Annotated in this window: 28 protein-coding genes and 3 tRNA genes; 9 read left to right on the forward strand and 22 right to left on the reverse strand. The window is 65.1% G+C overall.

What is annotated here, in order from left to right; genetic code table 11:
• Nucleotides 1–10: 10 nt before the first annotated feature.
• From BHK69_RS20575 to BHK69_RS20610, 8 genes are all read right to left on the reverse strand, one after another.
• Complete coding sequence (locus BHK69_RS20575) at nt 11–298, reverse strand: hypothetical protein (protein WP_148663519.1); 288 nt, start codon at nt 296–298, stop codon at nt 11–13.
• A gap of 5 nt (nt 299–303) precedes the next feature.
• Nucleotides 304–1608, reverse strand: coding sequence for an NADH-quinone oxidoreductase subunit NuoF (nuoF, locus tag BHK69_RS20580; RefSeq protein WP_069691727.1), 1305 nt, complete (start codon nt 1606–1608; stop codon nt 304–306).
• A gap of 10 nt (nt 1609–1618) precedes the next feature.
• On the reverse strand, nt 1619–2857 hold the full coding sequence (nuoE, locus tag BHK69_RS20585; protein ID WP_069691728.1) for an NADH-quinone oxidoreductase subunit NuoE: 1239 nt from the start codon (nt 2855–2857) through the stop codon (nt 1619–1621).
• 8 nt (nt 2858–2865) lie between these two features.
• Nucleotides 2866–3252 carry a hypothetical protein gene (locus BHK69_RS20590; RefSeq protein WP_069691729.1) on the reverse strand — a complete coding sequence of 129 codons (387 nt, stop codon included), beginning with the start codon at nt 3250–3252 and terminating at the stop codon, nt 2866–2868.
• Between the two features lie 121 nt (nt 3253–3373).
• A complete protein-coding gene (locus BHK69_RS20595; RefSeq protein WP_069691730.1) occupies nt 3374–4564 on the reverse strand; it encodes an NADH-quinone oxidoreductase subunit D in 1191 nt (396 codons plus the stop codon).
• A gap of 12 nt (nt 4565–4576) precedes the next feature.
• Nucleotides 4577–5179, reverse strand: a complete 603-nt coding sequence (locus BHK69_RS20600; protein ID WP_069691731.1) for an NADH-quinone oxidoreductase subunit C — start codon at nt 5177–5179, stop codon at nt 4577–4579.
• A 9-nt stretch (nt 5180–5188) separates the two neighbouring features.
• Entirely contained in the window at nt 5189–5773 is a 585-nt protein-coding gene (locus tag BHK69_RS20605; RefSeq protein ID WP_069691732.1) for a NuoB/complex I 20 kDa subunit family protein, read from the reverse strand.
• Nucleotides 5774–5837: 64 nt separating this feature from the next.
• Nucleotides 5838–6218 (reverse strand): NADH-quinone oxidoreductase subunit A, encoded by a 381-nt coding sequence (locus BHK69_RS20610; protein ID WP_069693835.1) that lies wholly within the window; start codon nt 6216–6218, stop codon nt 5838–5840.
• A 310-nt stretch (nt 6219–6528) separates the two neighbouring features.
• Between BHK69_RS20610 and BHK69_RS20615 the strand changes: the two genes are divergently transcribed.
• The gene (locus BHK69_RS20615) at nt 6529–6840 is read left to right on the forward strand and encodes an HdeA/HdeB family chaperone (protein WP_158516252.1); all 312 of its coding nucleotides are present in this window, start codon (nt 6529–6531) and stop codon (nt 6838–6840) included.
• A gap of 2 nt (nt 6841–6842) precedes the next feature.
• On the forward strand, nt 6843–7466 hold the full coding sequence (locus tag BHK69_RS20620) for a YcbK family protein (protein ID WP_069691734.1): 624 nt from the start codon (nt 6843–6845) through the stop codon (nt 7464–7466).
• 119 nt (nt 7467–7585) lie between these two features.
• Here the strand turns inward: BHK69_RS20620 and BHK69_RS20625 are convergent, their stop codons facing one another.
• The 9 genes from BHK69_RS20625 to BHK69_RS20665 form a co-directional block, all read right to left on the reverse strand.
• Nucleotides 7586–8350 (reverse strand): molybdate ABC transporter substrate-binding protein, encoded by a 765-nt coding sequence (locus tag BHK69_RS20625; RefSeq protein ID WP_199578962.1) that lies wholly within the window; start codon nt 8348–8350, stop codon nt 7586–7588.
• A 145-nt stretch (nt 8351–8495) separates the two neighbouring features.
• Nucleotides 8496–8572, reverse strand: a tRNA-Asp gene (locus BHK69_RS20630).
• A 204-nt stretch (nt 8573–8776) separates the two neighbouring features.
• Nucleotides 8777–9229 (reverse strand): hypothetical protein, encoded by a 453-nt coding sequence (locus BHK69_RS20635; protein WP_148663521.1) that lies wholly within the window; start codon nt 9227–9229, stop codon nt 8777–8779.
• 137 nt (nt 9230–9366) lie between these two features.
• Nucleotides 9367–9442, reverse strand: a tRNA-Val gene (locus BHK69_RS20640).
• Nucleotides 9443–9609: 167 nt separating this feature from the next.
• Entirely contained in the window at nt 9610–12039 is a 2430-nt protein-coding gene (lon, locus tag BHK69_RS20645) for an endopeptidase La (protein WP_069691737.1), read from the reverse strand.
• A 297-nt stretch (nt 12040–12336) separates the two neighbouring features.
• Nucleotides 12337–13605 (reverse strand): ATP-dependent Clp protease ATP-binding subunit ClpX, encoded by a 1269-nt coding sequence (gene clpX, locus BHK69_RS20650; protein WP_069691738.1) that lies wholly within the window; start codon nt 13603–13605, stop codon nt 12337–12339.
• Nucleotides 13606–13890: 285 nt separating this feature from the next.
• Complete coding sequence (locus BHK69_RS20655) at nt 13891–14517, reverse strand: ATP-dependent Clp protease proteolytic subunit (RefSeq protein ID WP_404978830.1); 627 nt, start codon at nt 14515–14517, stop codon at nt 13891–13893.
• A gap of 159 nt (nt 14518–14676) precedes the next feature.
• Nucleotides 14677–16116 (reverse strand): trigger factor, encoded by a 1440-nt coding sequence (gene tig / locus BHK69_RS20660; protein ID WP_069691739.1) that lies wholly within the window; start codon nt 16114–16116, stop codon nt 14677–14679.
• Nucleotides 16117–16258: 142 nt separating this feature from the next.
• Nucleotides 16259–16343 (reverse strand) — tRNA-Leu (locus BHK69_RS20665).
• Nucleotides 16344–16544: 201 nt separating this feature from the next.
• On the opposite strand from BHK69_RS20665, the gene BHK69_RS20670 reads away from it, so the two are divergent.
• Complete coding sequence (locus BHK69_RS20670; protein WP_069691740.1) at nt 16545–18008, forward strand: multicopper oxidase family protein; 1464 nt, start codon at nt 16545–16547, stop codon at nt 18006–18008.
• Nucleotides 18005–18403, forward strand: a complete 399-nt coding sequence (locus BHK69_RS20675) for a DoxX family protein (protein ID WP_425285523.1) — start codon at nt 18005–18007, stop codon at nt 18401–18403. The genes BHK69_RS20670 and BHK69_RS20675 overlap by 4 nt, the downstream gene beginning before the upstream one ends.
• A 4-nt stretch (nt 18404–18407) precedes the next feature.
• Here the strand turns inward: BHK69_RS20675 and BHK69_RS20680 are convergent, their stop codons facing one another.
• The 3 genes from BHK69_RS20680 to BHK69_RS20690 all read right to left on the reverse strand — a co-directional run bounded on the left by BHK69_RS20680 (nt 18408) and on the right by BHK69_RS20690 (nt 20925).
• On the reverse strand, nt 18408–18935 hold the full coding sequence (locus BHK69_RS20680; protein ID WP_244548261.1) for a gluconokinase: 528 nt from the start codon (nt 18933–18935) through the stop codon (nt 18408–18410).
• A gap of 6 nt (nt 18936–18941) precedes the next feature.
• Nucleotides 18942–19928, reverse strand: coding sequence for a phosphogluconate dehydrogenase (NAD(+)-dependent, decarboxylating) (gnd, locus tag BHK69_RS20685; RefSeq protein ID WP_069691742.1), 987 nt, complete (start codon nt 19926–19928; stop codon nt 18942–18944).
• Between the two features lie 61 nt (nt 19929–19989).
• Nucleotides 19990–20925 (reverse strand): LysR substrate-binding domain-containing protein, encoded by a 936-nt coding sequence (locus BHK69_RS20690; protein WP_069691743.1) that lies wholly within the window; start codon nt 20923–20925, stop codon nt 19990–19992.
• 136 nt (nt 20926–21061) lie between these two features.
• Here BHK69_RS20690 and argH point away from each other — a divergent pair, with 136 nt between their 5' ends.
• From argH to BHK69_RS20710, 4 genes are read left to right on the forward strand one after another with little or no spacing between them, the layout of a single operon-like run.
• Entirely contained in the window at nt 21062–22486 is a 1425-nt protein-coding gene (argH, locus tag BHK69_RS20695; protein ID WP_244548262.1) for an argininosuccinate lyase, read from the forward strand.
• 11 nt (nt 22487–22497) lie between these two features.
• Nucleotides 22498–23352 (forward strand): amino acid ABC transporter permease, encoded by an 855-nt coding sequence (locus BHK69_RS20700; RefSeq protein WP_069691744.1) that lies wholly within the window; start codon nt 22498–22500, stop codon nt 23350–23352.
• Between the two features lie 7 nt (nt 23353–23359).
• The gene (locus BHK69_RS20705; protein WP_280142017.1) at nt 23360–24127 is read left to right on the forward strand and encodes an amino acid ABC transporter ATP-binding protein; all 768 of its coding nucleotides are present in this window, start codon (nt 23360–23362) and stop codon (nt 24125–24127) included.
• A 57-nt stretch (nt 24128–24184) separates the two neighbouring features.
• On the forward strand, nt 24185–25021 hold the full coding sequence (locus BHK69_RS20710; RefSeq protein ID WP_069691746.1) for an ABC transporter substrate-binding protein: 837 nt from the start codon (nt 24185–24187) through the stop codon (nt 25019–25021).
• A 25-nt stretch (nt 25022–25046) separates the two neighbouring features.
• Here BHK69_RS20710 and BHK69_RS20715 read toward each other — a convergent pair whose 3' ends face one another.
• A complete protein-coding gene (locus tag BHK69_RS20715; protein WP_069691747.1) occupies nt 25047–25928 on the reverse strand; it encodes a helix-turn-helix domain-containing protein in 882 nt (293 codons plus the stop codon).
• Between the two features lie 16 nt (nt 25929–25944).
• Here BHK69_RS20715 and BHK69_RS20720 point away from each other — a divergent pair, with 16 nt between their 5' ends.
• Nucleotides 25945–26355 (forward strand): DUF2000 family protein, encoded by a 411-nt coding sequence (locus BHK69_RS20720; protein WP_069693839.1) that lies wholly within the window; start codon nt 25945–25947, stop codon nt 26353–26355.
• A gap of 15 nt (nt 26356–26370) precedes the next feature.
• Here BHK69_RS20720 and BHK69_RS20725 read toward each other — a convergent pair whose 3' ends face one another.
• The gene (locus tag BHK69_RS20725) at nt 26371–26676 is read right to left on the reverse strand and encodes a hypothetical protein (protein ID WP_069691748.1); all 306 of its coding nucleotides are present in this window, start codon (nt 26674–26676) and stop codon (nt 26371–26373) included.
• Nucleotides 26677–26681 lie beyond the last annotated feature (5 nt).

Raw genomic sequence — 26681 nt, forward strand, 5'->3', positions numbered from 1 at the left:
TTCATCGCGCTCACGACAACCAGCCCACGCGCGCGGCCAGCGCACCGGCCAAGAACACAAAGCTGACTGCGAGGACGAAAAGAAGCGGGACTTTCTTCCAGCTGAGCTGTCGCCCAACCAACCGGTCACTGACAAACGAGGCGGCGAGGACCGCGCCAGTCGTTATGGCAAGCCCGCGCTCAAAACCCAGCAGGGGCAGAAGCACGGCGAGCAGCGCCGTTATGGTCGCATAGATCGCCAGCTCTTGCGCCGCGGCCAACCAGGGGGCCGGTTCTGGAACTTTCAACGAAATCGCCATCTCGATCACTCCGCCGCCATCAGCCGAACCGGCTCTGAATGCGGGTTCGCGGCATAATCATCGATGCGCTTCTCGATCTCGTGACGGAAATGCGCGATCAGGCCCTGGATCGGCCAGGCGGCGGCGTCGCCAAGCGCGCAGATGGTGTGGCCCTCGATCTGCTTGGTGACGTCGAGCAGCATGTCGATCTCGCGCTTCTGCGCCCTGCCCTCGGCCATGCGGCTGATGACGCGCCACATCCAGCCCGTGCCCTCGCGGCAGGGCGTGCACTGGCCGCAGCTCTCATGCTTGTAGAAATAGCTGATGCGCGCGATCGCGCGGACGATGTCGGTCGACTTGTCCATGACAATGACCGCCGCGGTGCCAAGGCCCGACTTCAGCTTGGAGAGCGAGTCGAAATCCATCGGCGTGTCGATGATCTGCTCGGCCGGCACCATGCGCACCGAGGAGCCGCCGGGGATGACCGCCATGAGGTTGTCCCAGCCGCCGCGCACGCCGCCGCAATGGCGGTCGATCAGTTCGCGGAAGGGAATGCCCATCACCTCTTCGACATTGCAGGGCTTGTTCACATGGCCGGAGACGCAGAACAGCTTGGTGCCGACATTATTGGGGTTACCGAGCGAGGAGAACCAGGCCGCGCCACGGCGCAGGATGGTCGGCGCGACCGCGATCGACTCGACATTGTTCACGGTGGTTGGGCAGCCATAGAGGCCGACATTGGCCGGGAATGGCGGCTTCAGCCGCGGCATGCCCTTCTTGCCTTCGAGGCTCTCCAGCAGCGCCGTTTCTTCGCCGCAGATATAGGCGCCGGCGCCGTGGTGCACATAAAGATCAAAGGGATAGCCGTGCTTATTGTTCTTGCCGATGAGGTTTGCCTCATAGGCCTCGTCGACGGCACGCTGCAGCGCCTCGCGCTCGCGGACATATTCGCCGCGGATATAGATGTAGGCGGCGTTCGCGCCCATCGCGAAGGAGGCGATCAGGCAGCCCTCGACCAGCGTATGCGGGTCGTTGCGCATGATCTCGCGATCCTTGCAGGTGCCCGGCTCCGACTCGTCGGCATTGACGACAAGATAGCTCGGCCGGCCATCGCTGACCTTGGGCATGAACGACCATTTCAGGCCGGTCGGGAAGCCCGCGCCGCCGCGCCCGCGCAGGCCGGACTTCTTCATCTCATCGATGATCCAGTCCTTGCCCTGCTCGAGCAGGAATTTGGTGCCGTCCCAGGCGCCGCGCGCCATCGCGCCCTTCAGCGAAAGGTCGTGCCGGCCGTAGAGATTGGTGAAAATGCGGTCGCGATCAGCAAGCATCGTCTTCGCCTCACTTCACCGGCTTGTCGCCGAGGGCCGATTCCGGCCGCCAGCCTGCCGCGAGTTTCTTCGCCTGCGAAATCCAGTCGTCGCGCGTGGCGCGGCCCTTGAAGCCGGTCAGTCGCACATCGACCCAGGCGAGTTCCTCGGCCTTCCAGCTCGCGATCTGGTCGAAATGCCAGACGCCCATCGCGTTGAGCATCTTCACGAGCTTGGGACCGACGCCCCAGATCAATTCGAGATCGTCGCCCTTGCCGCCACGCGCAGCGGTCAGCAATTCCGGCTTCGATTCCGCGACGGCCGAGGCCGGCTCCGGTTCGGCCATCGGCTTGGCGGGGGCCTTGACTGCTGCTGGCTTGGCCACCGGCTTGGCAGCTTCCGTGACGGCCTTCGCCTCAACCTTGCCGCCGGCGGCCGGCGTGTCGTTGGCTGCGCTCGAGGGCTGAGAGGGAGCGGAAGGCTTCGGCCGGCTTGCAGCCGCCGTCTCGCTCGCGGGCTTGGTCTCGACTGCGGCTGGCGTCGCTTCGGCGGCTTTTGCTGCTGCTTCGGCAGCGGCCTTGGCCGCAGCGGCTTCAGCGGCAGCCTGGCGCTGCTCGGCAATGCGCTTCTGCCAGTCGCCGGCGCCGATCACCGTGCCGTCATAAAGCGCGGAATCCTTCAAGGTCTCGCCGCCGCCGAGCGGCTCCGAGCAGGAGCGATCATTCTGCGGGCCGGGCTTGGTCGGCCGTCCCTGGCGCAGATCGTCGAGGAGCGCGCGGAAATTATCGGGCGTCAGGTCTTCGTAATAGTCGAAATTGATCTGCGCCATCGGGGCGTTGCAGCAGGCGCCCAAGCACTCGACCTCGAGCCAGGAGAGCTTGCCATCGGCGCTCACGGTCGATTGCGGGCCGATCACGTCCTCGCAGACCTTCTTCAGCGCTTCCGCGCCGCGCAAGGCGCAGGGCGTGGTGCCGCAGAGCTGGATGAAATGCTCACCCACCGGCTGCAGGTTGAACATCGTATAGAAGGTCGCGATCTCCATGACGCGCATCGGCGCCATGTCGAGCTTCCTCGCCACGGCCTCGATCGCGGCGCGCGGCACCCAGCCCTGATGCTGCTCCTGCGCCTTCCACAACAGCGGAATCACGGCCGAGGCCTGCCGACCTGCCGGGTATTTGGCGATCTGCTGGTCGGCCCAATTCTCATTCGACGCATCAAAGGCGAAGGAAGCGGGCTGGACGTGATCGGGAGCGAGACGACGGACGGACATACGAGGGCCTATCGATTTGCGGCAAAAGCGTCGGGACGCTTCAATTCAAAGCAGGGAGTAAGGTCTTCGATGTCATTATGGTGCGCGCACAATACGCCCCTCTGCGCCAGAGCCAGCACTTCAACCACAGCGGGATGGGACTGCGGCATCCGCCCAATCCAATCCTGCTTAAACCCTTGATCAATATAGAAGTTACGACATTTCTGACCCCCGGCCTCAGCCTTAAGTCGGTCGCATAAAACTTCTCTTGAAATTGGTTTAATCGACGCCGCAGTCCCCGCGTGCCTCTGCGCTTTCGTTAACTCATCATAGACGCCCTGCGCGACGACAACATTCGTAAATCCGGAGAAACCGAGGAAGGTGACCAGTGCAATTAAGGTGGTGGTTCGCATCATTGATCGACGCCCCTATCCGTCATGCTCGGGCTTGTACCGAGCATCCACGTCTTCGCAACATCTGCCACGTTCAAGACGTGGATGGTCGGCACATGGCCGACCATGACGGCTGAGGGACGGCTCACCGGTCGACCTCCCCGAACACGATGTCGAGCGAGCCCAGGATCGCGCTGACATCCGCCAGCATGTGCTTGCGGCACATGAAATCCATGGCCTGGAGATGGGCGAAGCCCGGCGCCTTGATCTTGCAGCGATAGGGCTTGTTGGTGCCGTCGGAGACGAGGTAGACGCCGAACTCGCCCTTGGGCGCTTCAACCGCCGCATAGACCTCGCCGGCCGGCACCTTGTAGCCCTCGGTGTAGAGCTTGAAATGGTGGATCAGCGCTTCCATCGAGCGCTTCATCTCGCCGCGCTTGGGCGGCACCATCTTGCCGTCGAGCGACGAGATCGGCCCGCCGCCATCAGCCGCCAGCAGCTTAGCGCAGCACTGCTTCATGATGCGGACGGACTGGCGCATCTCCTCCATGCGGATGCAGTAACGGTCGTAGCAATCACCGTTCTTGCCGATGGGGATGTCGAAATCCATCTCCTCATAGCATTCATAGGGCTGCGACTTGCGCAGATCCCAGGCGGCGCCCGAACCGCGCACCATCACGCCCGAAAAGCCCCATTTCCAGCAGGTGTCGAGGTCGACGACGCCGATATCGACATTGCGCTGCTTGAAGATGCGGTTGTCGGTGAGCAGGGTCTCGAGATCGTCGCAGACCTTGAGGAACGGATCGCACCATTCGGCGATGTCGTGGATCAGCGAGACCGGCAGGTCTTGGTGGACGCCGCCGGGCCGGACATAGGCCGCATGCATGCGCGCGCCACAGGCCCGCTCATAGAAGATCATCAGTTTTTCGCGTTCCTCGAACCCCCAGAGCGGGGGCGTCAGCGCGCCGACGTCCATCGCCTGCGTGGTGACGTTGAGGATATGCGAGAGGATGCGGCCGATCTCGGAATAGAGCACGCGGATGAGCTGGCCCCGGCGCGGAACCGTGACGCCCATCAGCTTCTCGACCGCGAGCGAATAGGCATGCTCCTGGTTCATCGGCGCGACATAGTCGAGCCGGTCGAAATAGGGCAAAGCTTGGAGATAGGTCTTGGCCTCGATCAGCTTCTCGGTGCCGCGATGCAGCAGGCCGATATGCGGGTCGACACGCTCGACGATCTCGCCATCGAGCTCCAGCACGAGGCGGAGCACGCCGTGGGCCGCAGGGTGCTGCGGGCCGAAATTGATCGAGAAATTCCGGATGTTGTGTTCGGTCATGTCCGGATCCGATCAGGATGCTTTGGCTTTTTCGTCGCCGGGGAGGACGTAATCGGTCCCCTCCCAGGGACTTAAGAAGTCAAAGTTGCGGAACTCTTGATTGAGCTTCACCGGCTCGTAGACGACGCGCTTCTGCTCGTCGTCGTAGCGGACCTCGACGAAGCCGGTCAGCGGGAAGTCCTTGCGCAGCGGGTACCCCTCGAAGCCGTAATCGGTGAGGATGCGGCGCAGATCGGGATGGCCCGAGAACAGGATTCCGTAGAAGTCGTAAGCCTCGCGCTCATACCAGTTCGCCGCCGGGAAGATCTCGATCACGGAGGGAACGGGCGTCGCCTCGTCGGTCTGGATCTTGACCCGGACCCGATGGTTATGGCGCGGCGAGAGCAGATGGTAGACGACGTCGAAACGCTTCTCGCGCTCGATATAGTCGGCACCCGCGATGTCGGTGAAGTTCACGAAGCGGAAGCGCGGATCGTCGCGCAAGACCTTGAGAACCTGCACGATCGACGCGGCTTCAGCGTGAACCGTCAGTTCGTCGAAGGCGACGACGGCTTGCGTCACCGCGCCGGGCAGCGCGGCCTTGATGTCTTCCCCGAGAGCAAGGAGATCGCTCATGACAGGCCCTCAGCGCTCGATCGTGCCGGTGCGGCGGATTTTCTTCTGCAGCAGCAGCACGCCATAGAGCAGCGCTTCCGCCGTCGGCGGGCAGCCGGGCACATAGATGTCGATCGGCACGATGCGATCGCAGCCGCGCACCACCGAATAGCTGTAGTGGTAATAGCCACCGCCATTGGCGCAGGAGCCCATCGAGATGACGTAGCGCGGCTCCGGCATCTGGTCGTAGACCTTGCGCAGCGCCGGGGCCATCTTGTTGGTCAGCGTGCCCGCGACGATCATCACGTCGGACTGGCGCGGTGAGGCGCGCGGCGCGAAGCCGAAACGCTCGACATCATAGCGCGGCATCGAGAGCTGCATCATCTCGACGGCGCAGCAGGCCAGGCCGAAGGTCATCCACATCAGCGAGCCGGTGCGTGACCAGTTGATCAGGTCGTCCGTCGCCGTGACCAGGAAGCCCTTATCGGCGAGCTCGCTGTTGATCTCGGTGAAGAAGGGATCGCGCGCGCCAACAGGCAAGCCGTCGGGGCCGAGCAGGCCCTTGGGCGCAGGCGCGACCAGCGGGTCGCCGCGATCGATCGCTGTTGTTGCCATGATCTGAACCTTTGTAACCCGTAACCGTCAGATAAGTCGCGAAATCAGTGCTGCGGCCGGACGACTAGTCCCACTCCAGCGCCCCTTTTCGCCACTCGTAGACGAAGCCGACGGTCAACACGCCCAGGAAGATCATCATCGAGACGAAGCCATACCAGCCGAGCCCGCCAAACGCGACGGCCCAGGGAAACAGGAAGGCGACCTCAAGATCGAAGATGATGAACAGGATCGCGACCAGATAGAAGCGAACATCGAATTTCATGCGCGCATCGTCGAAGGCGTTGAAGCCGCACTCATAGGCCGAGAGCTTTTCGGCATCGGGCTTCGAATAGGCGATGGCGAAGGGAGCTACCAGCAAGGCGATGCCGATGATGGCCGCGACGCCCAGGAAAATGACGAGCGGCAGATAGTCATTCAGCAGGGACGGTACTGGGAGTGTTTGCATGGACATGTCCCCGCTTCGGGCGGCCAGGCGACGGCGCGCTGGCACAGTCGATTAGACCCTGCATTAGAATGAAGCAAGACTCCGCCGCGCTGCACAATCGCGCGAGAGGGTTGATTTCGACGCAGATTGGCAGGGATGTCGCAGTGCCTCTTCGCACGGCTCGCCGTTCCGCAGCGACTACGGTCGCTTTTTGCAGCATAGCGCAGGCTTCCCACTGGCTGTTTGCCGCGCAAAGCGACACACTCGCGCCGAATCGACGTCTCGCGGCCAGGGCCGCCCCGGAGGGAGAAAGACCGCCATGGTGCTGCCCATGCAACGCTCTTTTCTGCTCGCCGCTGCGCTTGCCGCCTCCACGGTAGGAGGCAATCGCGCCAACGCCGAGGCCCTCGACCTGATGCGCGCGACCTGCGCCGACTTCGTCGCGATGAATGGCAACGACCAGAATCAGCTCTCGCTTTGGCTCGCCGGATACTATGCCGGCGGCGCGCAACGCCCCCTGCTCGACCTCGACAAGATCACGAGCGCCCCCGCCCAGTTGGCCGCGCTCTGCGCCAAGACGCCGCAGCTGCCGCTGGTCGGTGCCGAAACCCGCGCCGTCTTCCTGCCGACACCGGCGCCCTGAGTGTGAAATCGATCTCTTTGCCACTGGCGGCGCTGGTCCTCGCCTGCGCCCTGCAGCCCATCGCCGTCTCGGCGCAGGAGGGGCAGCTCATGCGTGCCCCGCTGCCGCCGCAGCGCCCTTTCGATCTCGATTTGCCGGCGCAATCGATCTTACCTGTGATCGTGGTTCCTGCACCGGCAGCGCCTGCACCAGGCCCAACTCCAGGCCCAAACTCGCCGTTCGCCGCCGAGCCCGAAGATGAGGAAGGGCCGGAATGGCCCAAGCTCTCGCCCGGTCAGAAGGCCGGGGCCGAGCCGCAGTTCGACCCCAATGAAAAGCCAGATCGGCCGGGGATCTCGACCGATCCCGGCACCTCCATCATCTGCCTGCCGCAGCGGCTGAAGGACATTCTCGGCAAGGTCGCCGACAAATACGGGGCCGTGAAGGTGACATCGACCTGGCGACCGCCCTGGCGCGCGCGGCGCGGCTCCTATCACAAGCGCTGCGAGGCAATGGACTTCCGTGTCCCGGGCGTGCGCCCGCGCATCGTGCTGGACTATGCCCGCTCGCTACCTGAGGTCGGCGGCAACAAGGTCTATTGGAACGGGCTGATCCATATCGACACCGGGCCGCGCCGCCCCTGGTGAAGCAGGTGTGTATCGGCGTTTTTCGAAATCGATCCCACGGAGCCGATGCTCCAGTGATCTTGCATCGGCCTGGCCCGAAAACCGGTTCCCACTTTTCGGGCCGATGCAATAAGGCGTGATCAGTTCGGCGCGCTTTCCATGCCCTTCTCGGCCAGGATCCGCTTGGCGGCATCGCTGCCGAGAAAGGCGAGGAACGCCTTGGCCGCCTCCGGCTGCGTGCTCGCCGCCGCGACGCCGCCGGTATAGGTCGTGTAATTCTGGATCTCGGCCGGCAGCGGTCCGACCAGCGTCGCTCCCTTCACCGCCAGAATCTCGCTGATCTGGTGGATGGCGAGATCGGCCTCGCCGGTGACGAGGCGCTGCGCGACCAGGCCGCCCGGCACCAGCACGGCCTTGGCCTTGACCGCATCCGCGATGCCCATCGTCTCCAGCAGCTTGGCGAAATAGATCCCGCTCGAGCCACCAGCCGCAGGATCGATATAGGCGACCTTTCCGGCGGCAAGCAGCGTGGCCTTGAAGGTAGCGACTGTCGCGATGTCGGGGCGCGGCGCGCCGTCCTTGACCGCCACGCCGACCGAGGTCCGCGCCAGGTTCCTCGGCGTGCCCGCAGCGATCCGGCCGGCCTCGACGAGTTCCTTCACCGCCGCAGGCGTCAGCACGGCGAGATCGAACGCCTCGCCTCCCGTGATGCGGCGCAGCAACCCGCCGGCGGTGTCGTTGTCGATGACGAGCTTGTGGCCGCTCTGCTTCTCGAAATCAGCGGCGACGGCCAGCACGATCGGCTTGAACGCACCCGCTGTCAGAACCTTGACCTCGGCGGCTCCCGCAGGCCCCCAGGCGCAAAGGCTCGCGATCATGAAGCTGGCGACAAATGTGAGGCGCATGGACATCTCCGGCCGGAGCCGTCTCATGGCGGCTCAAGGCGATGGGAGATTAAGCCAGTCGGGCCACGCGGCAAGCGGCTCGCGCCGAGCGCACCGGAAATGGCGCCGGGTGGCTTGCCTATCGGGTTGCGATGTCAGGGGAAAATGGCGCGGGTGACGGGGCTCGAACCCGCGACCTCCGGCGTGACAGGCCGGCACTCTAACCAACTGAGCTACACCCGCGCAGGGCGGCTAAGGCCTCGGCCTCAGCGGGGTTGGGATTATGGCGAGAGGCGGAAAGTGTCAAGCGCGCTGGCCAGCTAAATTGACAGCCGGCGACAGAAACCTGTTCGCGCGGACATCGGCTCGCCCATCCCGACGGAAGCGACCGGGCGCCGGATTTGCCGCCAAACCGAGGCCAAGGACGTCCGCCATACCCGATTCGGTTCAATCCTCGCCGGATGCCTCGCCGGATGCCTCGCCTCGGTCGGGCGACGCCAGGCAGGGATCGAGCAGCACGTGACGGTCGTCCTGGCGGTTATACCCTCCACGCAGAATCACTTGGTCGCCGAGCTTCAGCTCGTTCCCGCTATAGGTGACGCAGAGAATCCTGACGCCCGGATCGGAGCACACGGCAACATACCAAAGCGTTCCATCGGTCTGAATCAGGCTTACCGGGCCTTTGACCGCCATGTCGACACGCGCATCGGCTGGAACGGTGCCCGGCAGTTGTGTTCTCACGGTCTCGCAGGTCGCCGGCATCCGGGCGACCTGTTCCGGCAGCGAGAAAGCCGGGCGATTGGAAAAGAAATCCTCGGCCACGACCGACTGGCCCTGTGCGACCGCCAACCCGCAAATGGTCAGACAGACCCCCGCCAGCGCATTTGGAAGAACTCTCACTCCACCTCCTCGATCACGGCGGGGATCACAGGACGGCGTAGAAAGATGGCGGAATTCGATCGCTGCAGGCTCTGAGGCGCAATGGCGACAGCCTGGAGCTGCGCTCTAGCCGAGCATCAGCGCGCCTGGGTGGGGCCTGGTGGGCGGTGCAGGGCTCGAACCCGCGACCCTCTCCGTGTAAAGGAGACGCTCTACCAACTGAGCTAACCGCCCCGATGCGGTGGGGTTTAAGGCCTGGCGCCCGCGCCATCAAGCGCCGAGATGGAGCGAATCGCTCGCTTCTCCCCTTTTTGCACTCGACTGAAAGAAAAAGCCGCCGGCGCTGAACGCCGGCGGCTCCCTGGTCAATCAGTTCGCCTCAGTGGGCCAAGCTGTTTGCCTCAGTGGGCAATGAGGCCGCCTGCGGCATCATCTTCAGCGGCCTTCGGCCGCAGCGCGGTCAGATCCTCTTCCCAGACGATCGGAACGGGCTGGCGCGTCAGCGCATGCTGCAGCACCTGCTCCATCCGCGACACCGGGATGATCTCCATTCCCTCCTTCACCGACTTGGGCAGGTCGACCAGATCCTTGGCGTTATCCTCAGGGATCAGCACCTTCTTGATGCCACCCCGCAGAGCCGCCAGGAGCTTCTCCTTGAGACCGCCAATCGGCAGCACCCTGCCCCGCAGCGTCACCTCGCCGGTCATGGCGACGTCGCGCTGGGTCGGGATGCCGGTCAGGATCGAGACGATGGCGGTCGCCATCGCGATGCCTGCCGACGGGCCGTCCTTCGGGGTCGCACCCTCGGGAACGTGGACGTGGATGTCGCGCCGGTCGAACAAGGGCGGTTCGATGCCGAAATCGATGGCGCGCGAGCGGACATAGGAGGCCGCCGCCGAAATCGATTCCCTCATCACATCCTTGAGGTTGCCGGTGACGGTCATCTTGCCCTTGCCGGGCATCATCACGCCTTCGATCGTCAGGAGCTCGCCGCCGACCTCGGTCCAGGCAAGCCCGGTGACGACGCCGACCTGATCCTCGGTCTCGGCCATGCCATAGCGATAGCGCGGCGGGCCGAGATACTCCTCAAGCACCGGCGTGGTGACGGCGACCTTCTTCTTCTTCGAGAGAACGATGTCCTTCACCGCCTTGCGGACGGTGTTGGAGAGCTCGCGCTCCAGGTTGCGGACGCCCGCCTCCCGCGTGTAGCGGCGGACCAGCGTCATCAGCGCATCGTCGTCGATCGACCATTCCTTGGATTCGAGGCCGTGCTTCTTGATCGCATTCGGGATCAGGTGACGCCGGGCGATCTCGGTCTTCTCATCCTCGGTGTAGCCAGCGATGCGGATCACCTCCATCCGGTCCAGCAGGGCCGGCGGGATGTTCAGCGTGTTGGCCGTGGTGACGAACATCACGTTCGACAGGTCGTAATCGACCTCGAGGTAATGGTCGTTGAAGGTGCCGTTCTGCTCGGGATCAAGCACCTCCAGCAGGGCCGCCGAGGGGTCGCCACGGAAGTCCTGGCCCATCTTGTCGATCTCGTCGAGCAGGATGAGCGGGTTGGAGGTCTTGGCCTTCTTCATCGACTGGATGATCTTGCCGGGCATCGAGCCGATATAGGTGCGGCGATGGCCGCGGATCTCGGCCTCGTCACGCACGCCGCCGAGCGACATGCGCACGAATTCGCGGCCCGTCGCCTTGGCGATCGACTTGCCGAGCGAGGTCTTGCCGACACCGGGAGGGCCGACGAGGCACAGGATCGGGCCGGCGAGCCGGTTCGTCCGCTGCTGCACGGCGAGGTATTCGACGATGCGGTCCTTGACCTTGTCGAGGCCGAAATGATCGTCGTCGAGCACGCCCTGCGCGACCGAGAGATCCTTCTTGATCTTGGAGCGCTTGTTCCACGGAATACCGAGCATCCAGTCGAGATAGTTGCGCACCACCGTCGCCTCGGCAGACATCGGCGACATCTGGCGCAGCTTCTTCATCTCCGCGACGGCCTTGTCACGGGCCTCCTTGGAGAGCTTGGTGCGGGCGATGCGCTCTTCCAGCTCGGCCAGCTCGTCACGGCCTTCCTCGCCGTCACCGAGCTCCTTCTGGATCGCCTTCATCTGCTCGTTGAGATAGTACTCGCGCTGCGTCTTCTCCATCTGGCGCTTGACGCGCGAGCGGATGCGCTTCTCGACCTGGAGCACCGACATCTCGCTTTCCATCAGCGAGAGAACCTTCTCCAGCCGATGCGCGACATGGGTGATCTCGAGCACCGCCTGGCGGTCCGCGATCTTGACTGCAAGATGCGAGGCGACAGTGTCGGCGAGCTTCGAGGCTTCGTCGATCTGCGAGACGGCGGCGACGATCTCGGGCGAGATCTTCTTGTTGAGCTTCACATAGCTCTCGAACTCGCTGACGACCGAACGGCCCAGCGCCTCGACCTCGACCTTCTTGCCGTCTTCCTCGGCCAGGCCGACGGCCTCCGCCTGATAGAAGGCGTCATCGGCGACGTAAGCGGTCGCCTTGGCGCGGCCGACGCCTTCGACCAGGACCTTCACGGTCGAGTCGGGCAATTTCAGCAGCTGCAGCACGCGGGCAAGCGTGCCGATTTCATAGATATCCTTGGTCGCAGGATCGTCGTCGCCAGCATTCTTCTGGGTGGCGAGCAGGATCAGGCCATCGGTCTTCACGACCTCCTCGAGGGCGCGGATGGACTTCTCGCGGCCAACGAAGAGCGGCACGATCATATGCGGAAAAACGACGATGTCGCGCAGGGGGAGCACCGGGTAGAGGCCGGTCTCGCCGGGAACGAAAGGAGCGCGGGGCGCCGAGCCAGTCATGACTTGTCCTTTGTGGTTGCGCCAGGCCTACCCCCAAATGGGCGGAGCCACCTGACGTATGCGGCCGAGACGACTATCGCCACGTCCGCCCTCGCGCATCACACCCTCAACAGGCATGCGACTCTCGCAAGTGCACCTAAAGTGGAGACTTCCTCGCCGGCTTTCAAGCGAGCCTTCGAGGCATCCCCAGGTTGGATTGTCGCGGGGGGAAACAGGCGACCATCCAACCTGCCCCACGACGCAAAACGCGCGCCAACAGGCGCGCGTTTGCATTGTCTTGGGTGCTTGGCGGCCATCTCAGGCAGAGGCCGACTTCGCCTCTTCCTCGCGCTCCGAATAGATGAAGAGCGGTCGGGATTTCGACTCGACGGCCTCCGGGCCGATCACGATCTGCTCGACGCCTTCCAGCCCGGGCAGCTCGTACATGGTCTCGAGCAGGATGCCTTCCATGATCGAACGCAGGCCGCGCGCACCGGTCTTGCGGTCGATCGCCTTGCGAGCGATCAGGCTGACGGCCTCGTCGGTGAAGGTCAGCTCGGTGTCCTCCATCTCGAACAGGCGCTGATACTGCTTCACCAGCGCGTTCTTCGGTTCGGTCAGGATGGTCTTCAGCGCCGCTTCGTCGAGATCCTCCAAAGTCGCCAGGACCGGCAGGCGGCCGACGAATTCCGGGATCAGGCCGAACTTCAGCAAATCCTCGGGCTCGACCTCGCGGAAGATCGCTCCGGTGCGGCGGTCGTCAGGCCCCTTCACCGTCGCGCCGAAGCCGATCGAGGTGCCCTTGCCACGGCTGGAGATGATCTTGTCCAGCCCGGCGAAAGCGCCGCCGCAGATGAACAGGATGTTGGTGGTGTCGACCTGCAGGAATTCCTGCTGCGGATGCTTGCGCCCGCCCTGCGGCGGCACGGAGGCGACGGTGCCTTCCATGATCTTGAGCAGGGCCTGCTGCACGCCTTCGCCCGAGACGTCGCGGGTGATCGAAGGGTTGTCCGACTTGCGGCTGATCTTGTCGATCTCGTCGATATAGACGATGCCGCGCTGCGCCCGCTCGACATTGTAGTCGGAGGCCTGGAGCAGCTTCAGGATGATGTTCTCGACATCCTCGCCGACATAACCGGCTTCCGTCAGCGTCGTCGCGTCGGCCATGGTGAAGGGCACGTCGAGAATGCGGGCGAGCGTCTGCGCAAGCAGCGTCTTGCCCGAACCCGTGGGGCCGATCAGCAGGATGTTCGACTTCGCCAGCTCGACGTCATTGTGCTTCGAGGCGTGCGAGAGGCGCTTGTAGTGATTGTGGACCGCGACCGAGAGGACCTTCTTGGCGTGGTCCTGACCGATGACGTAGTCGTCCAGCACCTTGCGGATTTCGCGCGGTGTCGGAACGCCGTCCTTCGACTTCACCAGCGCGGATTTCGATTCCTCGCGGATGATGTCCATGCAGAGCTCGACGCATTCATCGCAGATGAACACGGTCGGGCCCGCAATGAGCTTGCGAACCTCGTGCTGGCTCTTGCCGCAGAAAGAGCAGTAGAGGGTGCTCTTCGAATCGCCGCCGCTGACCTTACTCATCGTCCATCTCCATTCTCGGAGCCGGACGACCACATCAGCCTGAGCGGATGCAACCGTCGTCTCTCCGTCATTAATAGACGCTCAGATCACGATCATTAGGTTAACGCCCCGTTCCGGAACACCCGGTGGACAGAGCCGACCCAAAACCGGACCGCTAAGGAGCGCCAGTCCGCTCGCCCGATTCCCCATGCAAACATGGGGCCGGTCCCCTTGCAATATGGCCCTTCACAGCCGCCGCGCCAACCCACAGGCAACGGGGCGGCTGGTCGCAGCCCACGCGGCCGATCAGGCCGTCGCGTCTTCCGGCCGCTTGTCGATGACTTTGTCGATCAGGCCGAAATCGCGCGCCGCTTCGGCGGTCATGAAATTGTCGCGCTCCAGCGCCGCTTCGATGTCGGCATAGGAGCGGCCGGTGTGCTTGACGTAGATCTCGTTCAGCCGGCGCTTCAGGCTCTCGACCTCACGGGCGTGGATCAGGATGTCGGTGACCTGGCCCTGGAAGCCGCCTGAGGGCTGGTGGACCATGATGCGAGCGTTGGGCAGTGCAAAACGCATGTCCTTGGCGCCGGCGGTCAGCAGCAGCGAACCCATCGAGGCGGCCTGGCCGACACACAAAGTCGTGACCGGGCAGCGGATGAACTGCATCGTGTCGTAGATCGACATGCCCGACGTCACCACGCCACCGGGCGAGTTGATGTAGAAGGAGATTTCCTTCTTGGGGTTCTCGGCCTCGAGGAAGAGGAGCTGCGCCACGATCAGCGAGGCGGAGTAATCCTCGACCGGGCCGGTCAGGAAGATGATGCGCTCGCGCAGCAGCCGCGAATAGATGTCGAAGGCGCGCTCGCCGCGGCTGGACTGCTCGACCACCATCGGGACGAGATTATTGTAGGTCTCGATCGGATCGCGCAGCATGAAAATCGTCCTTGGGTGGCGGCGCCGAATTCGGCGGATGGAGAATCAGCGAATGTCTCGGAAGGCATCCACATAAGCACGGCAAACGCGGCTGAAAAGAGAAGCGCCGCCCAGCATGAAGCCCGGCGGCGCGAATATTGCGATTAAGGTTGCCGACAATCAGGCCGAAGCGTCTTCGGCCTTGTCCTCGCCCTTGGCGTCAGCCTTCTTGGCCTTCTTGGCGGCCTTCTTCGGCTTGGCCTCGGCAGTCTCATCCGCCTCGTCGTCGGCGTAGAGCGCTTCGCGCGTGACGCTCTGATCCGCGACCTTCACCTGCTCCAGCAGGTGGTCGACGACCTTCTCCTCGAAGATCGGGGCGCGGATCTCGGCCAGGGCCTGCGGGTTCTTCTGGTAGAACTCCCAGACCTGCTTCTCCTGGCCGGGGAACTGTCGAGCACGCTCGACCAGGGCCTTGGTGACCTCGTCATCGGAGATCTGGACCTTGGCCTGCTCGCCGATCTCGGCCAGGACCAGGCCCAGACGCACGCGGCGCTCGGCGATCTTGCGGTAGTCGGCCTTCGCGGCCTCCTCGGTCGTGCCCTCGTCCTCGAAGGACTTCTTGGCTTCCTTCATGTCGACTTCGACATGGCTCCAAACACTGGCGAACTCCTGCTCGACCAGGGTCGGCGGCAATTCGAAGGTGTATTTCGCGTCGAGCGCGTCGAGCAGGCTCTTCTTCAGCTTGCGGCGCGACTGTTCGCCGAAATCGCGGCCGATCTGCTCGCGGATCGCGGTCTTCAGCGCATCGAGCGACTCCATGCCGAAGGCCTTGGCGAGCTCGTCGTCGATCTTGACGGCCTCGGGCGCCTGCACTTCGGTGACCGTGACCTCGAACTCGGCCGGCTTACCGGCAAGATGGGGCGCGGTGTAGTTCTCGGGGAAGGTCACCTTGACCGTGCGGGTCTCGCCGGCCTTGGCGCCCTCGAGCTGCTCCTCGAAGCCGGGGATGAACTGGCCGGCGCCGAGATCAAGCGGGATGCCCTCGCCCGTGCCACCGTCGAAGGGCTTGCCCTCGAGCGTGCCGACGAAGGAGATCATCAGGCGGTCGCCGCTGGCGGCCTTGGCCTTCTCGCCCTTGTTCGAATAGGTGCGGTTCTGGCCGGCCATGCGCTCCAGCGCGGCGTCGACATCGGCGTCAGGCACCTCGGCGACGGGCTTGGTCAGCGACACGTCCGACAGGTCGGCGAGCTCGATCTTGGGCAGAACCTCGAGCGCGACGGTGAAGGCGAGATCGCCCTTGGCCTCCATCGCGGCCTCGATCTCGTCCTTGTTCTCGGGGAAGCGGATCTGCGGCTCGAAGGCGAGCTTCAAGCCGTTATCCGTGACGATCTTCTGGTTCGCCTCGTTGACCGCGTTCTGCAGCACGTCGGACATGACCGAGCGGCCATAGAGACGGCGCAGATGGGCGACCGGCACCTTGCCGGGGCGGAAGCCATTGATCTTGGCCTTGCCCTGCAGGCCCTGGAGGCCGTCATCGAGCCTGGATTTGAGGTCGGCGGCGTTCAACACCACCTGAAACTCGCGCTTGAGGCCCTGGGACAGGGTTTCGGTCACGTTCATCGTTTTCGATCCGCCAACAGCGTTACTTCAATGTCCAAAGCGCGACGCCGAGTGACCGCCGCCGCGCTCGCGAAATCCATTTTTCTTCAGCGAACGATTCCCGCGCCACGACGCTAACGCCATGATGCGATCGCACGCCTGCTGGTGCGGGCGGAGGGACTCGAACCCCCACGACTTTCGCCGCTGGTACCTAAAACCAGTGCGTCTACCAATTCCGCCACGCCCGCCGGCCCGATAGCGCTGCACGCGAGCAAACGCAGCGCGGCCATCGTTGGGCCGCGGTGCTATACGCATTTCGAGCAGGCCATGCAGCAAAAAAATGCGACGTTTCTGCGAAGGTCGCCCTGCCGCGCCGTATCGCGGCGCATCGCCAGGCCGCGCGAAGGCCCCCTCTCGCCAGATCGCACGCCACAGATTATGCCGGGCGCATGACCGACAAAGGCCTTCCTCCCTCCTCGCGATCGACCCTTACGCCGACGAGGCGCGCCACGCTCGCCGGGCTTGGTGCCACGACCTTTGGCGCCGCGACGACGATCGCGCTTGCCGGGCGGGCCTCGTCCCAGGCCAGGCCGCCAGCCGGCACCGCCGGAGCCGAGCCGCCATTGAGCCTGCTGGTTGCAGCACCCGGCAAGGCGCGCCTGCGGCCGGCGCCGGCGGGCGAAACCGACATCCTGGCGTTGAACGGGGCGTCCCCAGGCCCGGCCCTGCGAATCAAGCTGGGCGAGACGTTGCGCCTCAAGCTCGACAACCGAACCGCCCTGCCGCTGTCGCTGCACTGGCAAGGGCTGCGCGGCGCGGCCGCCATGGACGGGGTCGGCGGCTTCAGCCAGCCGCCGGTCGCTCCCGGCGCGAGCTTCGAATACCGGCTGACGCCGCCGGATGCCGGCACCTTCCTTTATCGGCCGCTGCTTATCGGCGGCTCGTCCGAGCCAGCCGGCCGGGGCCTTGGCGGATTGCTGATCGTCGAGGAGCCGGAGCCGCTGGCGGTCGACCTCGACCTACCGGTGATGGTCGCGGATTGGCTGCTCGGCGACGACCATGCCATCCGCCCCTTCGCCGCGGCAAGCTCCGAGAGCGCGGCCGGCGGCCGGCTCGGAAGCTGGCTGACGGTCAATGGCGCGCCGCCGCCGCAGCGCGTTGCGGTCGCGCCCGGGGCGCGCGTCCGCCTGCGCCTCGCCAATGCCTGCAACGCCCGGATCATGCGGTTGCGCTTCGACGGGGTGAAGGCCTCGGTCGTCGCGGTCGACGGGCAGCCGACCGACACCTTCGAGCCGGTGCGTGCGCAACTGCCTTTCGCGCCGGGCACGCGCTACGATCTAATCGTCGACATGCCGGAGGAGCTCGGCGCAACCGCGATCGTGACCGCGTTGATCGGCGCCGGCGTGCCGCTTGTCCGGCTGGTGACTGAGGGCGCTAAGAAAGCAGCCGCGACCGCGCCTGCCGCGCTGAAGCCCAACCCGACGCTGCCTGCAGCGGTCCGCCTCCAGGATGCGGTCCGGCCCCAGATCGTCATCGAGGGCGGGGCCAAAATCATGCCCGAGCTCAAGCTGGATCTCGCCGGCCTCGATCTCGCCAAACCCTGGCGGATCAATGGCGGTGTCGGAGACGCCAGCAAGCCCCTCGTCAGCGTCAAGCGCGGCACGCCGATCGTGCTCGCGATCGAAAACCGGACAGCCTTCCTCCAGCCGATCCATGTGCATGGCCACTGCTTCCGGCTGCTGCACCCGCTCGATGATGGCTGGGAGCCCTATTTCATGGACACGGTGCAGATCCCCGAGGGCAAGCGGCTGCACATCGCCTTCATCGCCGAGAATCCGGGACGCTGGATGATCTCCTCGACGGTCCTGGAGCGCTTCGATCTCGGGCTCTGGTCCTGGTTCGAGGTGACGTGACGCTACGCGCCACGATGCGCTGGCTGATGGCGGCGTTCTATCTCGCCGCCGGAGGGTTGCATCTGCGCTCGCCCGAGGCTTTTCTGCCGATCATGCCGGACTGGGCGCCGGCGCCGCGCGAGGTCGTCATCCTGACAGGTGTCGCGGAAATTCTCGGCGCCGCGGGCCTGCTGGTCCCCAGCCTGCGCAAAGCGGCAGGCATCGGGCTGGCTCTCTACGCAGTTTGCGTCTTTCCAGCCAACATCAAGCACGCCATGGAAGCCATTGTAGTTCCGGGGCTGCCGACGAGCTGGTGGTATCACGGCCCGAGACTGGTGCTGCAACCGATCCTGATCTGGTGGGCGCTGTTCTGCTCCGGAACGATCGATTGGCCGGCGCGACGGCGCCAACCCTGACAGGTCAATTCAAGCCAAGTCTCGTCAGCACCGCGCGCTCGATCTCATCCTTCGGCAGCTCGACCGGCATCACCAGCGGGCGCTCATCCTCGCCGGGCTCCTCCAGCGCAGCGAACTGGCTGTCGAGCAGTGCGGGCGGCATGAAATGGTGCTGACGCGCCGCCATGCGCGCACCGATCAACTCACGCGAGCCCTTGAGATAGACCAGCGCGACATCGGGGCGATCGCCGATGATGACCCGGCGATAGGCCCGCTTCAGCGCCGAACAGGTGACGATGCCGTTCTTGCCTGAAGCACGAAGCTCGTCGATCCAGGCAGCGATCGCTGCGAGCCAGGGCTTGCGGTCCTCATCGTTCAGCGGCGTGCCGCCCGCCATCTTGACGACATTCTGCGGCGGGTGGAACGAATCGGCGTCGCGGAACGGCCAGCCCAGATGCTCGGCCAGGCGCTCGCCCAGCGAGGTCTTGCCTGAGCTCGCGACGCCCATGACGACGATGACGGCTGGCCCGCCACCCTTCTTCGAATTGCTCATGGCGCGTCAGACCGGCTTCTTGGGCTCAACATGGCCGCCGAAGCCGGCGCGCATGGCCGAGAGCACCTTCTCGGCGAAGGTATGGTCCTTGCGCGAGCGGAAGCGGGTGTAGAGCGAGGAGGTCAGGACCTCGGCCGGGGTCGCGGTCTCGATCGCGGCCTGCACAGTCCAGCGCCCCTCGCCCGAATCCGAGACATTGCCGGTATAGGCCGACAGATCCTCGTCGGCTGAAAGCGCCGACGCGGTCAGGTCGAGCAGCCAGGAGGTCACGACCGAACCGCGCCGCCAGACCTCGGAAATCTCGGCGACATCGAAATCGAAGCCGTATTCCGGCGGCAGGCCTTCCCGAGCGGAGGCGTTGCGCAGCAGGTCGAAGCCCTCGGCGAAGGCCTGCATCATGCCGTATTCGATGCCGTTATGGACCATCTTGACGAAATGGCCCGCGCCGACCGGCCCGCAATGGAGGTAGCCCTCCTCGCTGGTCGGGTTACGGCCGTCGCGATGGCTGGTCTCAGGGATATCGCCCTTGCCGGGCGCGAGCGCCTTCAATAGCGGGTCCAATCGCGCGACGGTCTCCTTGTCGCCGCCGATCATCAGGCAATAGCCGCGCTCGAGCCCATGCACGCCGCCGCTGGTGCCGATATCGAGATAATGCAGGCCCTTGGCCGAAAGCTCCTGGCCGCGCCGGACGTCGTCCTTCCAGAAGGCGTTGCCGCCGTCGATCAGCGTGTCGCCGGGAGACAGCAGGCCGGACAATTCGATCAGTGTCGCCTCGGTGATCTCGCCGGCCGGCAGCATGACCCAGATGGCGCGCGGTGCGGCAAGCTTGGCGACCATGTCCTTCAGGTCGGAGGCGACGACCGCCCCCTTCTCGGCAAGCGCAGCGCCAGGCTTGGGGTCACGGTCATAGACCACGCAATCATGCCCGGCCTGCATCAGCCTGCGCACGATGTTCGCACCCATCCGGCCGAGGCCGACCATTCCTAGCTGCATCGTTTCAACCCTTCATGGCCGGGGCGTCTCGACCGCCGGTCCGCTTCATGGTGCTTCTCGTTCACCGCGCTTCTTGCATCCCGACCGCCTCCGCGACAAGCCAGTCCCGCAGCAGAACGAGCGCCGGGCTCGGTGGCCGATCCGCCGGGCGGGTCAGCCAATAGCCGTGCCGGCTGCGAAAACCGAGCCCCGCCGGGTTGACGAGGCGGCCCCCCGAAAGCTCCTCCACGACCAGCGCGCGCGGTACCAGCGCCAGCCCCTGCCCCGCGATCGCCGCGCGAATGACCAGGGCATAGAAGCCGAAGCGGATCACCCGCTGTGGAACAAGGTCAGCCACGGTATTGGCCTCGGCAAACTCGCCCCAGCGCAGCGGCGTGGGCGGATGGTCGAGCACTGGAAACCGCGCGATATCCCCGACATCGCCGATTGGTCCCAGGCGCGCCAGAAGGTCCGGCGCCGCCACCAGCGCGACATCGCGCCCAAACAGATAGTCCGCCTGCTGCCCAGGCCAGTCACCCTCACCGAAGCGAAAGGTCGCGTCCGCGGCTTCGGCCGTGCCATGGGCGACGAAGTTGGTGAACTGGACGTCGATTTCGGGATGCTCCTCGGCGAAGCGCGAGAACCGCGGCACCAGCCAGCGGTCGCCAAGGATCGGCAGCACATGCAGCCTGAGCATCGGCTGCTCCTGGCGAAAACCTGCGACACCGCCGACCGCCGACGCCAAGGCGACGAGCACCTCCCTGGCCGGGCCGATGAAGGCGTGGCCGGCCTCGGTCGGCTCCAGGCCACGCCGGTTACGTGCAAACAGGCTCGCGCCGACAATCTGCTCGACGCCGCGCAACTGCTTGCTGACGGCGCTCTGGGTCAGGTTCAATTCGTCGGCGGCGCCCGAGCAGGAGCCATGACGCGCAACCGCCTCGACGACGCGCAGACCCATGGTCGAAGGCAGCCGCCGCGGCAGCGGCGCCGAGAGGAGCGAGGGTGCGTCCGAAAGCATCGCCCACACTAGTCCACGACGATGCGCGGCGAAAGAGCTATTCCAAAATGGAATGATCGTCGGAAATCATCTCCTTTGCCGGCGCAAACGCATGCGCACTAACCTGCCTGGCGTTAGGTCAGAGCGGAGAGCCAGCGTGAACCAGCCATTGCGCCTGTGGGGCGGTCGTTTCACCGCCGACCCCGATCCTGCGCTGACCCGCCTGTCCCGCTCGGAGGCCAGCGATTTCGGCCTCGTGCCATACGATCTTGCCGGCTCGCGCGCCCACATCCGCGAACTCGGCCGCGCCGGGCTGCTTGGCGACGCCGAAATCGCGACGATCCAGAAGGAGATCGACGCGGTCGAGAAGCTCCACGCGGCAGGGCTGATCGAACCGTGGCCTGAGGACGAAGACGTCCAGACCTTCCTCGAACGCGTCCTGACGCAGCGGCTCGGCCCTCTCGGCGGCAAGGTCCGCGCCGGGCGCTCGCGCAACGACCAGGCCGCCAACGACCTCAAACTGTACCTGCGCCACCACGCCCGCGGGCTGATGAAGAATCTGCTGAGCCTGCAGGACGCCATCGTCGCGCAGGCCCGCGAACATGTCGCGACGCCGGCCCCGGGTGTGACCCATCTTCAGGCGGCACAGCCCATCACCTTCGGCCATCATCTGATGGCCCATGCCCAGGCCTTCGCGCGTGATGCCGAGCGGTTGATCGACTGGGACAGGCGCAATGCCGTCTCCCCGCTCGGCGCCGCCGCGCTGGCGGGTTCCGCGATCGCACTCAACCCCGAGCTTGTCGCCGAGGAACTCGGCTATGACGGCTCGTTCGAGAACTCGGTCGATGCTGTCGGCTCGCGCGACCATGTCGCGGAATTCCTGTTCGTCACGGCCATGCACGCGGTCAATCTCTCCAGGCTGGCCGAGGAGATCGTGATCTGGTGCACGCAGCCTTATCGCTGGATTTCGCTGCATGATTCCTTCGCGACAGGATCCTCGATCATGCCGCAGAAGAAGAACCCCGATATCGCCGAATTGACGCGCGGCCGCTCGGCCCGCCTGATCGGCGGGCTCATGACGATGCTGGCGGCGCTGAAGAGCCTGCCCCTGTCCTATAACCGTGACCTCGCCGAGGATAAGAACGCCTGTTGCGATGCAGTCGATGGCTTGGCGCTGGTGCTTCCCGCCATGGCCGGCCTGATCGCGACCATGACGGTCGATGTCGCGACCATGCGGGACGCTGCGTCACGCGGCTTCACGCTGGCGACCGAGGTCGCCGATTTCCTGGCGCGCAGGGGCGTAGCCTTCAGCGAGGCGCACGAGATCACCGGCGCGCTGGTGCGCCTCTGCGAGGAGACATCCTGCCAATTGCACGAGATCGACGATGCCGGGCTGGCCTCGATCGATCCCCGCCTGACGCCCGATATCAGGGAACATCTGACATTGGAGGCGGCACTCGATGCGCGTATGGCCAAAGGTGGCACGTCGCCTGCACGCGTGGCCGAGCAGATCGATCGGCTGACGCAGCGCCTCGCCGTGCAGCGTGACTGGGCCGGCGGATACCGGGGACCGCAACCATGACTTCAAGCCAGATGCCGGGGACGGCGCTCGACCCGACGATCCTCAGCCTGCCCCGTGTGGGCAGGCTGCATCTCGGACGCTGGGTTTCCGCAACCCTGGTCCTGCTTGCGCTTGCGCTCGTGGTGAAGGCTTTCGCCGAGGGCGACATCGCCTGGAAGGTGGTCGGCCAGTTCTTCACCGCGCCCGCCATCCTGGGCGGCCTCGCCAACACCGTGATCATGACGGTCTGCGCCATGGCGCTGGGCATCACGCTCGGCGTCCTCTTCGCGATCATGGCGATGTCGCCCAATGCCGTGATGCGCGGCTCGGCCGCGTTCTACATCTGGTTCTTCCGCGGCACGCCGCTGATCCTGCAATTGCTGATCTGGTTCAACCTCGCGCTGGTCTTCCCGACGATCGGCATTCCAGGTCTGTTCTCGGCACGGACGATCGACCTGATCGGTCCCTTCATGGCGACGCTGCTCGGCCTGGGGATCAATCAGGGCGCCTATACGGCCGAGGTCGTGCGCTCCGGCATCCTCTCCGTCGATCACGGTCAGGTCGAAGCGGCCAAGGCGATCGGCATGACCCGGCTGACGACATTGCGCCGGATCGTGCTGCCGCAATCGATGCGGGTGATCATCCCGCCTGTCGGCAACGAGGTGGTCAGCATGGTCAAGCTGACCTCGATCGCCAGCGTGATCCAGTTCTCTGAGATCCTGCGCAACGCCCAGACGATCTATTACGCCAATGCCCGGGTGATCGAATTGCTGATCGTCGCGGCCGGCTGGTATCTGATCGTGGTCTCGATCCTCTCGCTCGGGCAGATCGTGCTGGAGCGGCATTTCGCCAAGGGCCGCGCTGATGCGGGAGCGCGCAATGGTTGAGGCTCCCGTGAATCGCCCCATGGTCCAGGCGCTGTCGCTGACGAAGCGCTTCGGCAATCTCGCAGCGCTCGATTCCGTCTCGCTCGACGTCGCGCCGGGGGAAGTGGTCTGCATCATCGGCCCCTCCGGCTCCGGCAAGAGCACGCTCTTGCGCTGCATCAACCAGCTCGAACGCATCGATGGAGGCGCGATCTGGGTCGATGGCGAACTCGCCGGCTTCCGGCGCACCAGCGACCGGTTGATCGAGTTGACCGACAAGGAGATCGCGCGCCAGCGCCTCGCCAGCGGCATGGTCTTCCAGCGCTTCAACCTCTTCGGCCATATGACGGCGCTGCAGAACGTGATCGAGGGGCCGGTGACCGTCCTGAAGCAGCCCAGGGCCGCCGCGATCGCCGAGGCCGAGCGCCTGCTGGCGCGGGTCGGCCTGGCCGAGAAACACGGCGCTTACCCCTCCGAGCTTTCCGGAGGCCAGCAGCAGCGCGTCGCGATCGCCCGCGCGCTCGCGATGAAGCCCAGGCTGATGCTGTTCGACGAACCGACCTCGGCGCTCGATCCGGAACTCGTCGGCGAGGTGCTCGCCGTGATGCGCGACCTGGCCAAGAGCGGCATGACGATGATCGTGGTGACGCATGAGCTCGGTTTCGCGCGCGAGGTCGCCGACCGTGTCGTCTTCATGGATCAAGGCCGCCTGATCGAACAGGGGCCTCCCGCCCAGGTGCTGAGCGCACCCGAACATCCCCGCACACGCGATTTCATCGCCGCGGTCCTGCCTTAAGCTCTTGCCTTGAACCCTTGCCTTGAACCCTTGCCTGAACCGATCCGGAGGATTGCCATGACCCTGACGTCACGAAGCCTGCTCGCCGCTTTGGCGTTCTGCCTGCCCGCGGCGGTTTCCGCCCAGGAGCTTCCGGCCCGGATCAAGACCGCCGGCAAGATCATCGTCGCGACGCAGCCGAACTATCCGCCGATCATCTTCAAGGAACCGGCGACCAACACCCTGACCGGGCTCGACATCGAAATCGGCGAAGCGATCGGCAAGGAACTCGGCGTCGCGATCGAATGGCAGGAGACCGCTTTCGCGCAGATGCTGCCTTCGCTCCAGACCGGCCGCGTCGATATGGTCATGGCCGGCATGTCGGATAAGCCGGCCAGGCGCGAAACCGCCGATTTCGTCGATTATTTCTCCTCAGGCGCGCAGTTTTACACGATCACGGCGCTGGCCCCGGGCCTGAAGACGCCTGAGGATCTCTGCGGCAAGACGGTCGGCGCCAGCCGCTCGACGAGCTGGCCGGCTGAGATGGAAGCCTGGAGCAAGGAAAACTGCGTCGCCAAGGGCAAGCCGGCGCTGACGATCGTCGGCACGGAAGGCTCGATCGACGCCCGCACCCAGCTCAAGACCCAGCGCCTCCAGGCCGCCGTCCAGGGCAGCGAGGTGATGCCCTATTTCCTCAAGCTCGAGCCCAACACCTATGTGCCGATCGGCGCGCCTTTCACCGATGTGCGCGGCGGCATTCCCTTCGTGAAGACCACTGAGGGCAGCCAGTTGCGCGATGCGGTCAAGGGCGCGCTCGAGCGGCTCAAGGCCAAGGGAAGCTATGACGCGATCTTCGTGAAATACGGTCTGTCCAGCAGCGCCTTGCCGAAGATCACGGTCAACGAAGGCAAATAAGCCCGCATCCGGAGGGAGGACGGCCTCATGGCCATCCTCCCTCCGGATGGCGATGCAGCTTGCGCCAGCGGCCGGGCGTAACGCCGAAAGCCCGGCGGAACTGGCGCGTCAGATGGCTCTGGTCGGCGAAACCGCAGGCAGCCGCTATATCGGCGATTTCCAGCCCCGACCGCAGCATGGCGCGGGCCCGGTCGAGCCGGCGCATGACGAGATAATTATAGGGGCTCGTGCCAAAGCTCGCGCGGAAGTGGCGGGCCAGCGCGAAACGGTCGAGCCCGGCGACGGCTTCCAGCTCTCCTGATGTGACCACCCGCTCCAGGTGAGCGTCGAGAAACCGCCTGACGCGCTCCGAGGCTGCCTGGGCATGCCGTGAGCCCGCCACGCGCGCGGCGGATGGGTCGAGCGCCAGCAAGGCCTCGGCCAATCCTAGGACGATGTCCTCGGCCTCGTCGGCCGCCAATGGCGCCTCGATCGCGCGCACGCCACGTGCGATCGCACGGACGAGGCGCGGGTCGGACGAGACGGCCGCCGAGATGAAGGGCAGCGCACGGGCCTCATTGCCCAACGCCTCGCGCAGGAGCCGGGGCTCCAGATACAACATGCGGTAGCGGAAGCCGGATTCGACGCCGGCTCGGCCGTTGTGAATCTCGTCCGGATGCAGGACGATCGCATTGCCCGCACGGCTATCCTGCCGGCTGCCGCGGTAGTCGAAGCTCTGCACGCCGCTCAGCGTCAGGCCCAGCGCGTAGGTGTCGTGCCTGTGCGGGTCATAAGCGTGGCCGCTGAAGAAGGCCTCGATCCGCTCGATGCCGTCAGAGCCCGGCCCCGCGCGCAGCCAATCGCCATGTGAGGGTCCGCACGATCGTTCAAGACCGCCCGGCTCTGGCTCGCTTATCGATTGCGCCATGCCTTACGATACCAAGATCCGTTACGACACCAAGATCGCCATAGCCGTGCGCGAGGATCTCGCCACCTGGCAAAAGCTCAACGTCGCCGGCTTCCTTGCCGGCGGCCTTGTCGGAGCTTACCCCGAACTGAAGGGCGAGGACTACAACGATGCATCGGGCCGATTCTACGGCCCGCTGATCCGCCAGCCCGTCCTGATCTTCGCCGCGACCAGCGAGCAGCTCACATCGATGCTCCAGCGGGCACAGCAGCGCGGCGTGCGGCCGCACCTCTACACGCAGGAGCTGTTCGCGACCGGCAATGACAGCGACAATCGCGCCGCCGTCGCCGCCATCGCGACAGCGGCGCTCGATCTTGTCGGCCTGGCGATCCATGCCGAGCGTAAGGAGGCCGACAAGATCACCAAGGGCCTGTCGCTTCACGGCTGAAGCGGCGGCCCGGCTTTAGGGAAACATCATCGCCAGGGGCTCGATCGACCAGATCGGCTCTATCCGCATCAATCGCGTCTTCACCCCGGCCGGAAAGGCCGGGTCGCCACGCCAGCGCAGCATAACCGCCTGCGCCGTCTCCGCGCTCTTGAAGCCGAGCGCGATGACCTCGGAGACTGGCCGGCCACGCTCGTCGCGCTCCGTCCCGACGAAGTTGAGCCGGCCATCGCCCGACAGGGCGATGGGTCCGATCCGGTCAAGCAAGCCTGACCGGATGCCGGACGCTTCGGAGGCGAACTCGAAGAAGACGACGGCTTCCATGGCGG

It is taken from the genome of Bosea vaviloviae, from assembly GCF_001741865.1.
Classification (GTDB): domain Bacteria; phylum Pseudomonadota; class Alphaproteobacteria; order Rhizobiales; family Beijerinckiaceae; genus Allobosea; species Allobosea vaviloviae.

Bases quoted from the DNA above. Each gene is read 5' to 3' on its own strand.
- BHK69_RS20680 (WP_244548261.1), bottom strand. From the start codon at position 18,935: ATGAGCAATTCGAAGAAGGGTGGCGGGCCAGCCGTCATCGTCGTCATG.
- lon (WP_069691737.1), bottom strand. From the start codon at position 12,039: ATGACTGGCTCGGCGCCCCGCGCTCCTTTCGTTCCCGGCGAGACCGGC.
- nuoF (WP_069691727.1), bottom strand. From the start codon at position 1,608: ATGCTTGCTGATCGCGACCGCATTTTCACCAATCTCTACGGCCGGCAC.
- BHK69_RS20590 (WP_069691729.1), bottom strand. From the start codon at position 3,252: ATGATGCGAACCACCACCTTAATTGCACTGGTCACCTTCCTCGGTTTC.
- BHK69_RS20710 (WP_069691746.1), top strand. From the start codon at position 24,185: ATGACCCTGACGTCACGAAGCCTGCTCGCCGCTTTGGCGTTCTGCCTG.
- tig (WP_069691739.1), bottom strand. From the start codon at position 16,116: ATGAACGTGACCGAAACCCTGTCCCAGGGCCTCAAGCGCGAGTTTCAG.
- BHK69_RS20605 (WP_069691732.1), bottom strand. From the start codon at position 5,773: ATGGCAACAACAGCGATCGATCGCGGCGACCCGCTGGTCGCGCCTGCG.
- nuoE (WP_069691728.1), bottom strand. From the start codon at position 2,857: ATGTCCGTCCGTCGTCTCGCTCCCGATCACGTCCAGCCCGCTTCCTTC.
- BHK69_RS20610 (WP_069693835.1), bottom strand. From the start codon at position 6,218: ATGCAAACACTCCCAGTACCGTCCCTGCTGAATGACTATCTGCCGCTC.
- BHK69_RS20715 (WP_069691747.1), bottom strand. From the start codon at position 25,928: ATGGCGCAATCGATAAGCGAGCCAGAGCCGGGCGGTCTTGAACGATCG.
- gnd (WP_069691742.1), bottom strand. From the start codon at position 19,928: ATGCAGCTAGGAATGGTCGGCCTCGGCCGGATGGGTGCGAACATCGTG.
- BHK69_RS20595 (WP_069691730.1), bottom strand. From the start codon at position 4,564: ATGACCGAACACAACATCCGGAATTTCTCGATCAATTTCGGCCCGCAG.
- BHK69_RS20600 (WP_069691731.1), bottom strand. From the start codon at position 5,179: ATGAGCGATCTCCTTGCTCTCGGGGAAGACATCAAGGCCGCGCTGCCC.
- BHK69_RS20655 (WP_404978830.1), bottom strand. From the start codon at position 14,517: ATGCTGCGCGATCCGATCGAGACCTACAATAATCTCGTCCCGATGGTG.
- BHK69_RS20690 (WP_069691743.1), bottom strand. From the start codon at position 20,925: ATGCTTTCGGACGCACCCTCGCTCCTCTCGGCGCCGCTGCCGCGGCGG.
- BHK69_RS20575 (WP_148663519.1), bottom strand. From the start codon at position 298: ATGGCGATTTCGTTGAAAGTTCCAGAACCGGCCCCCTGGTTGGCCGCG.
- clpX (WP_069691738.1), bottom strand. From the start codon at position 13,605: ATGAGTAAGGTCAGCGGCGGCGATTCGAAGAGCACCCTCTACTGCTCT.
- BHK69_RS20725 (WP_069691748.1), bottom strand. From the start codon at position 26,676: ATGGAAGCCGTCGTCTTCTTCGAGTTCGCCTCCGAAGCGTCCGGCATC.
- BHK69_RS20700 (WP_069691744.1), top strand. From the start codon at position 22,498: ATGCCGGGGACGGCGCTCGACCCGACGATCCTCAGCCTGCCCCGTGTG.
- BHK69_RS20615 (WP_158516252.1), top strand. From the start codon at position 6,529: ATGCAACGCTCTTTTCTGCTCGCCGCTGCGCTTGCCGCCTCCACGGTA.
- BHK69_RS20670 (WP_069691740.1), top strand. From the start codon at position 16,545: ATGACCGACAAAGGCCTTCCTCCCTCCTCGCGATCGACCCTTACGCCG.
- BHK69_RS20625 (WP_199578962.1), bottom strand. From the start codon at position 8,350: ATGCGCCTCACATTTGTCGCCAGCTTCATGATCGCGAGCCTTTGCGCC.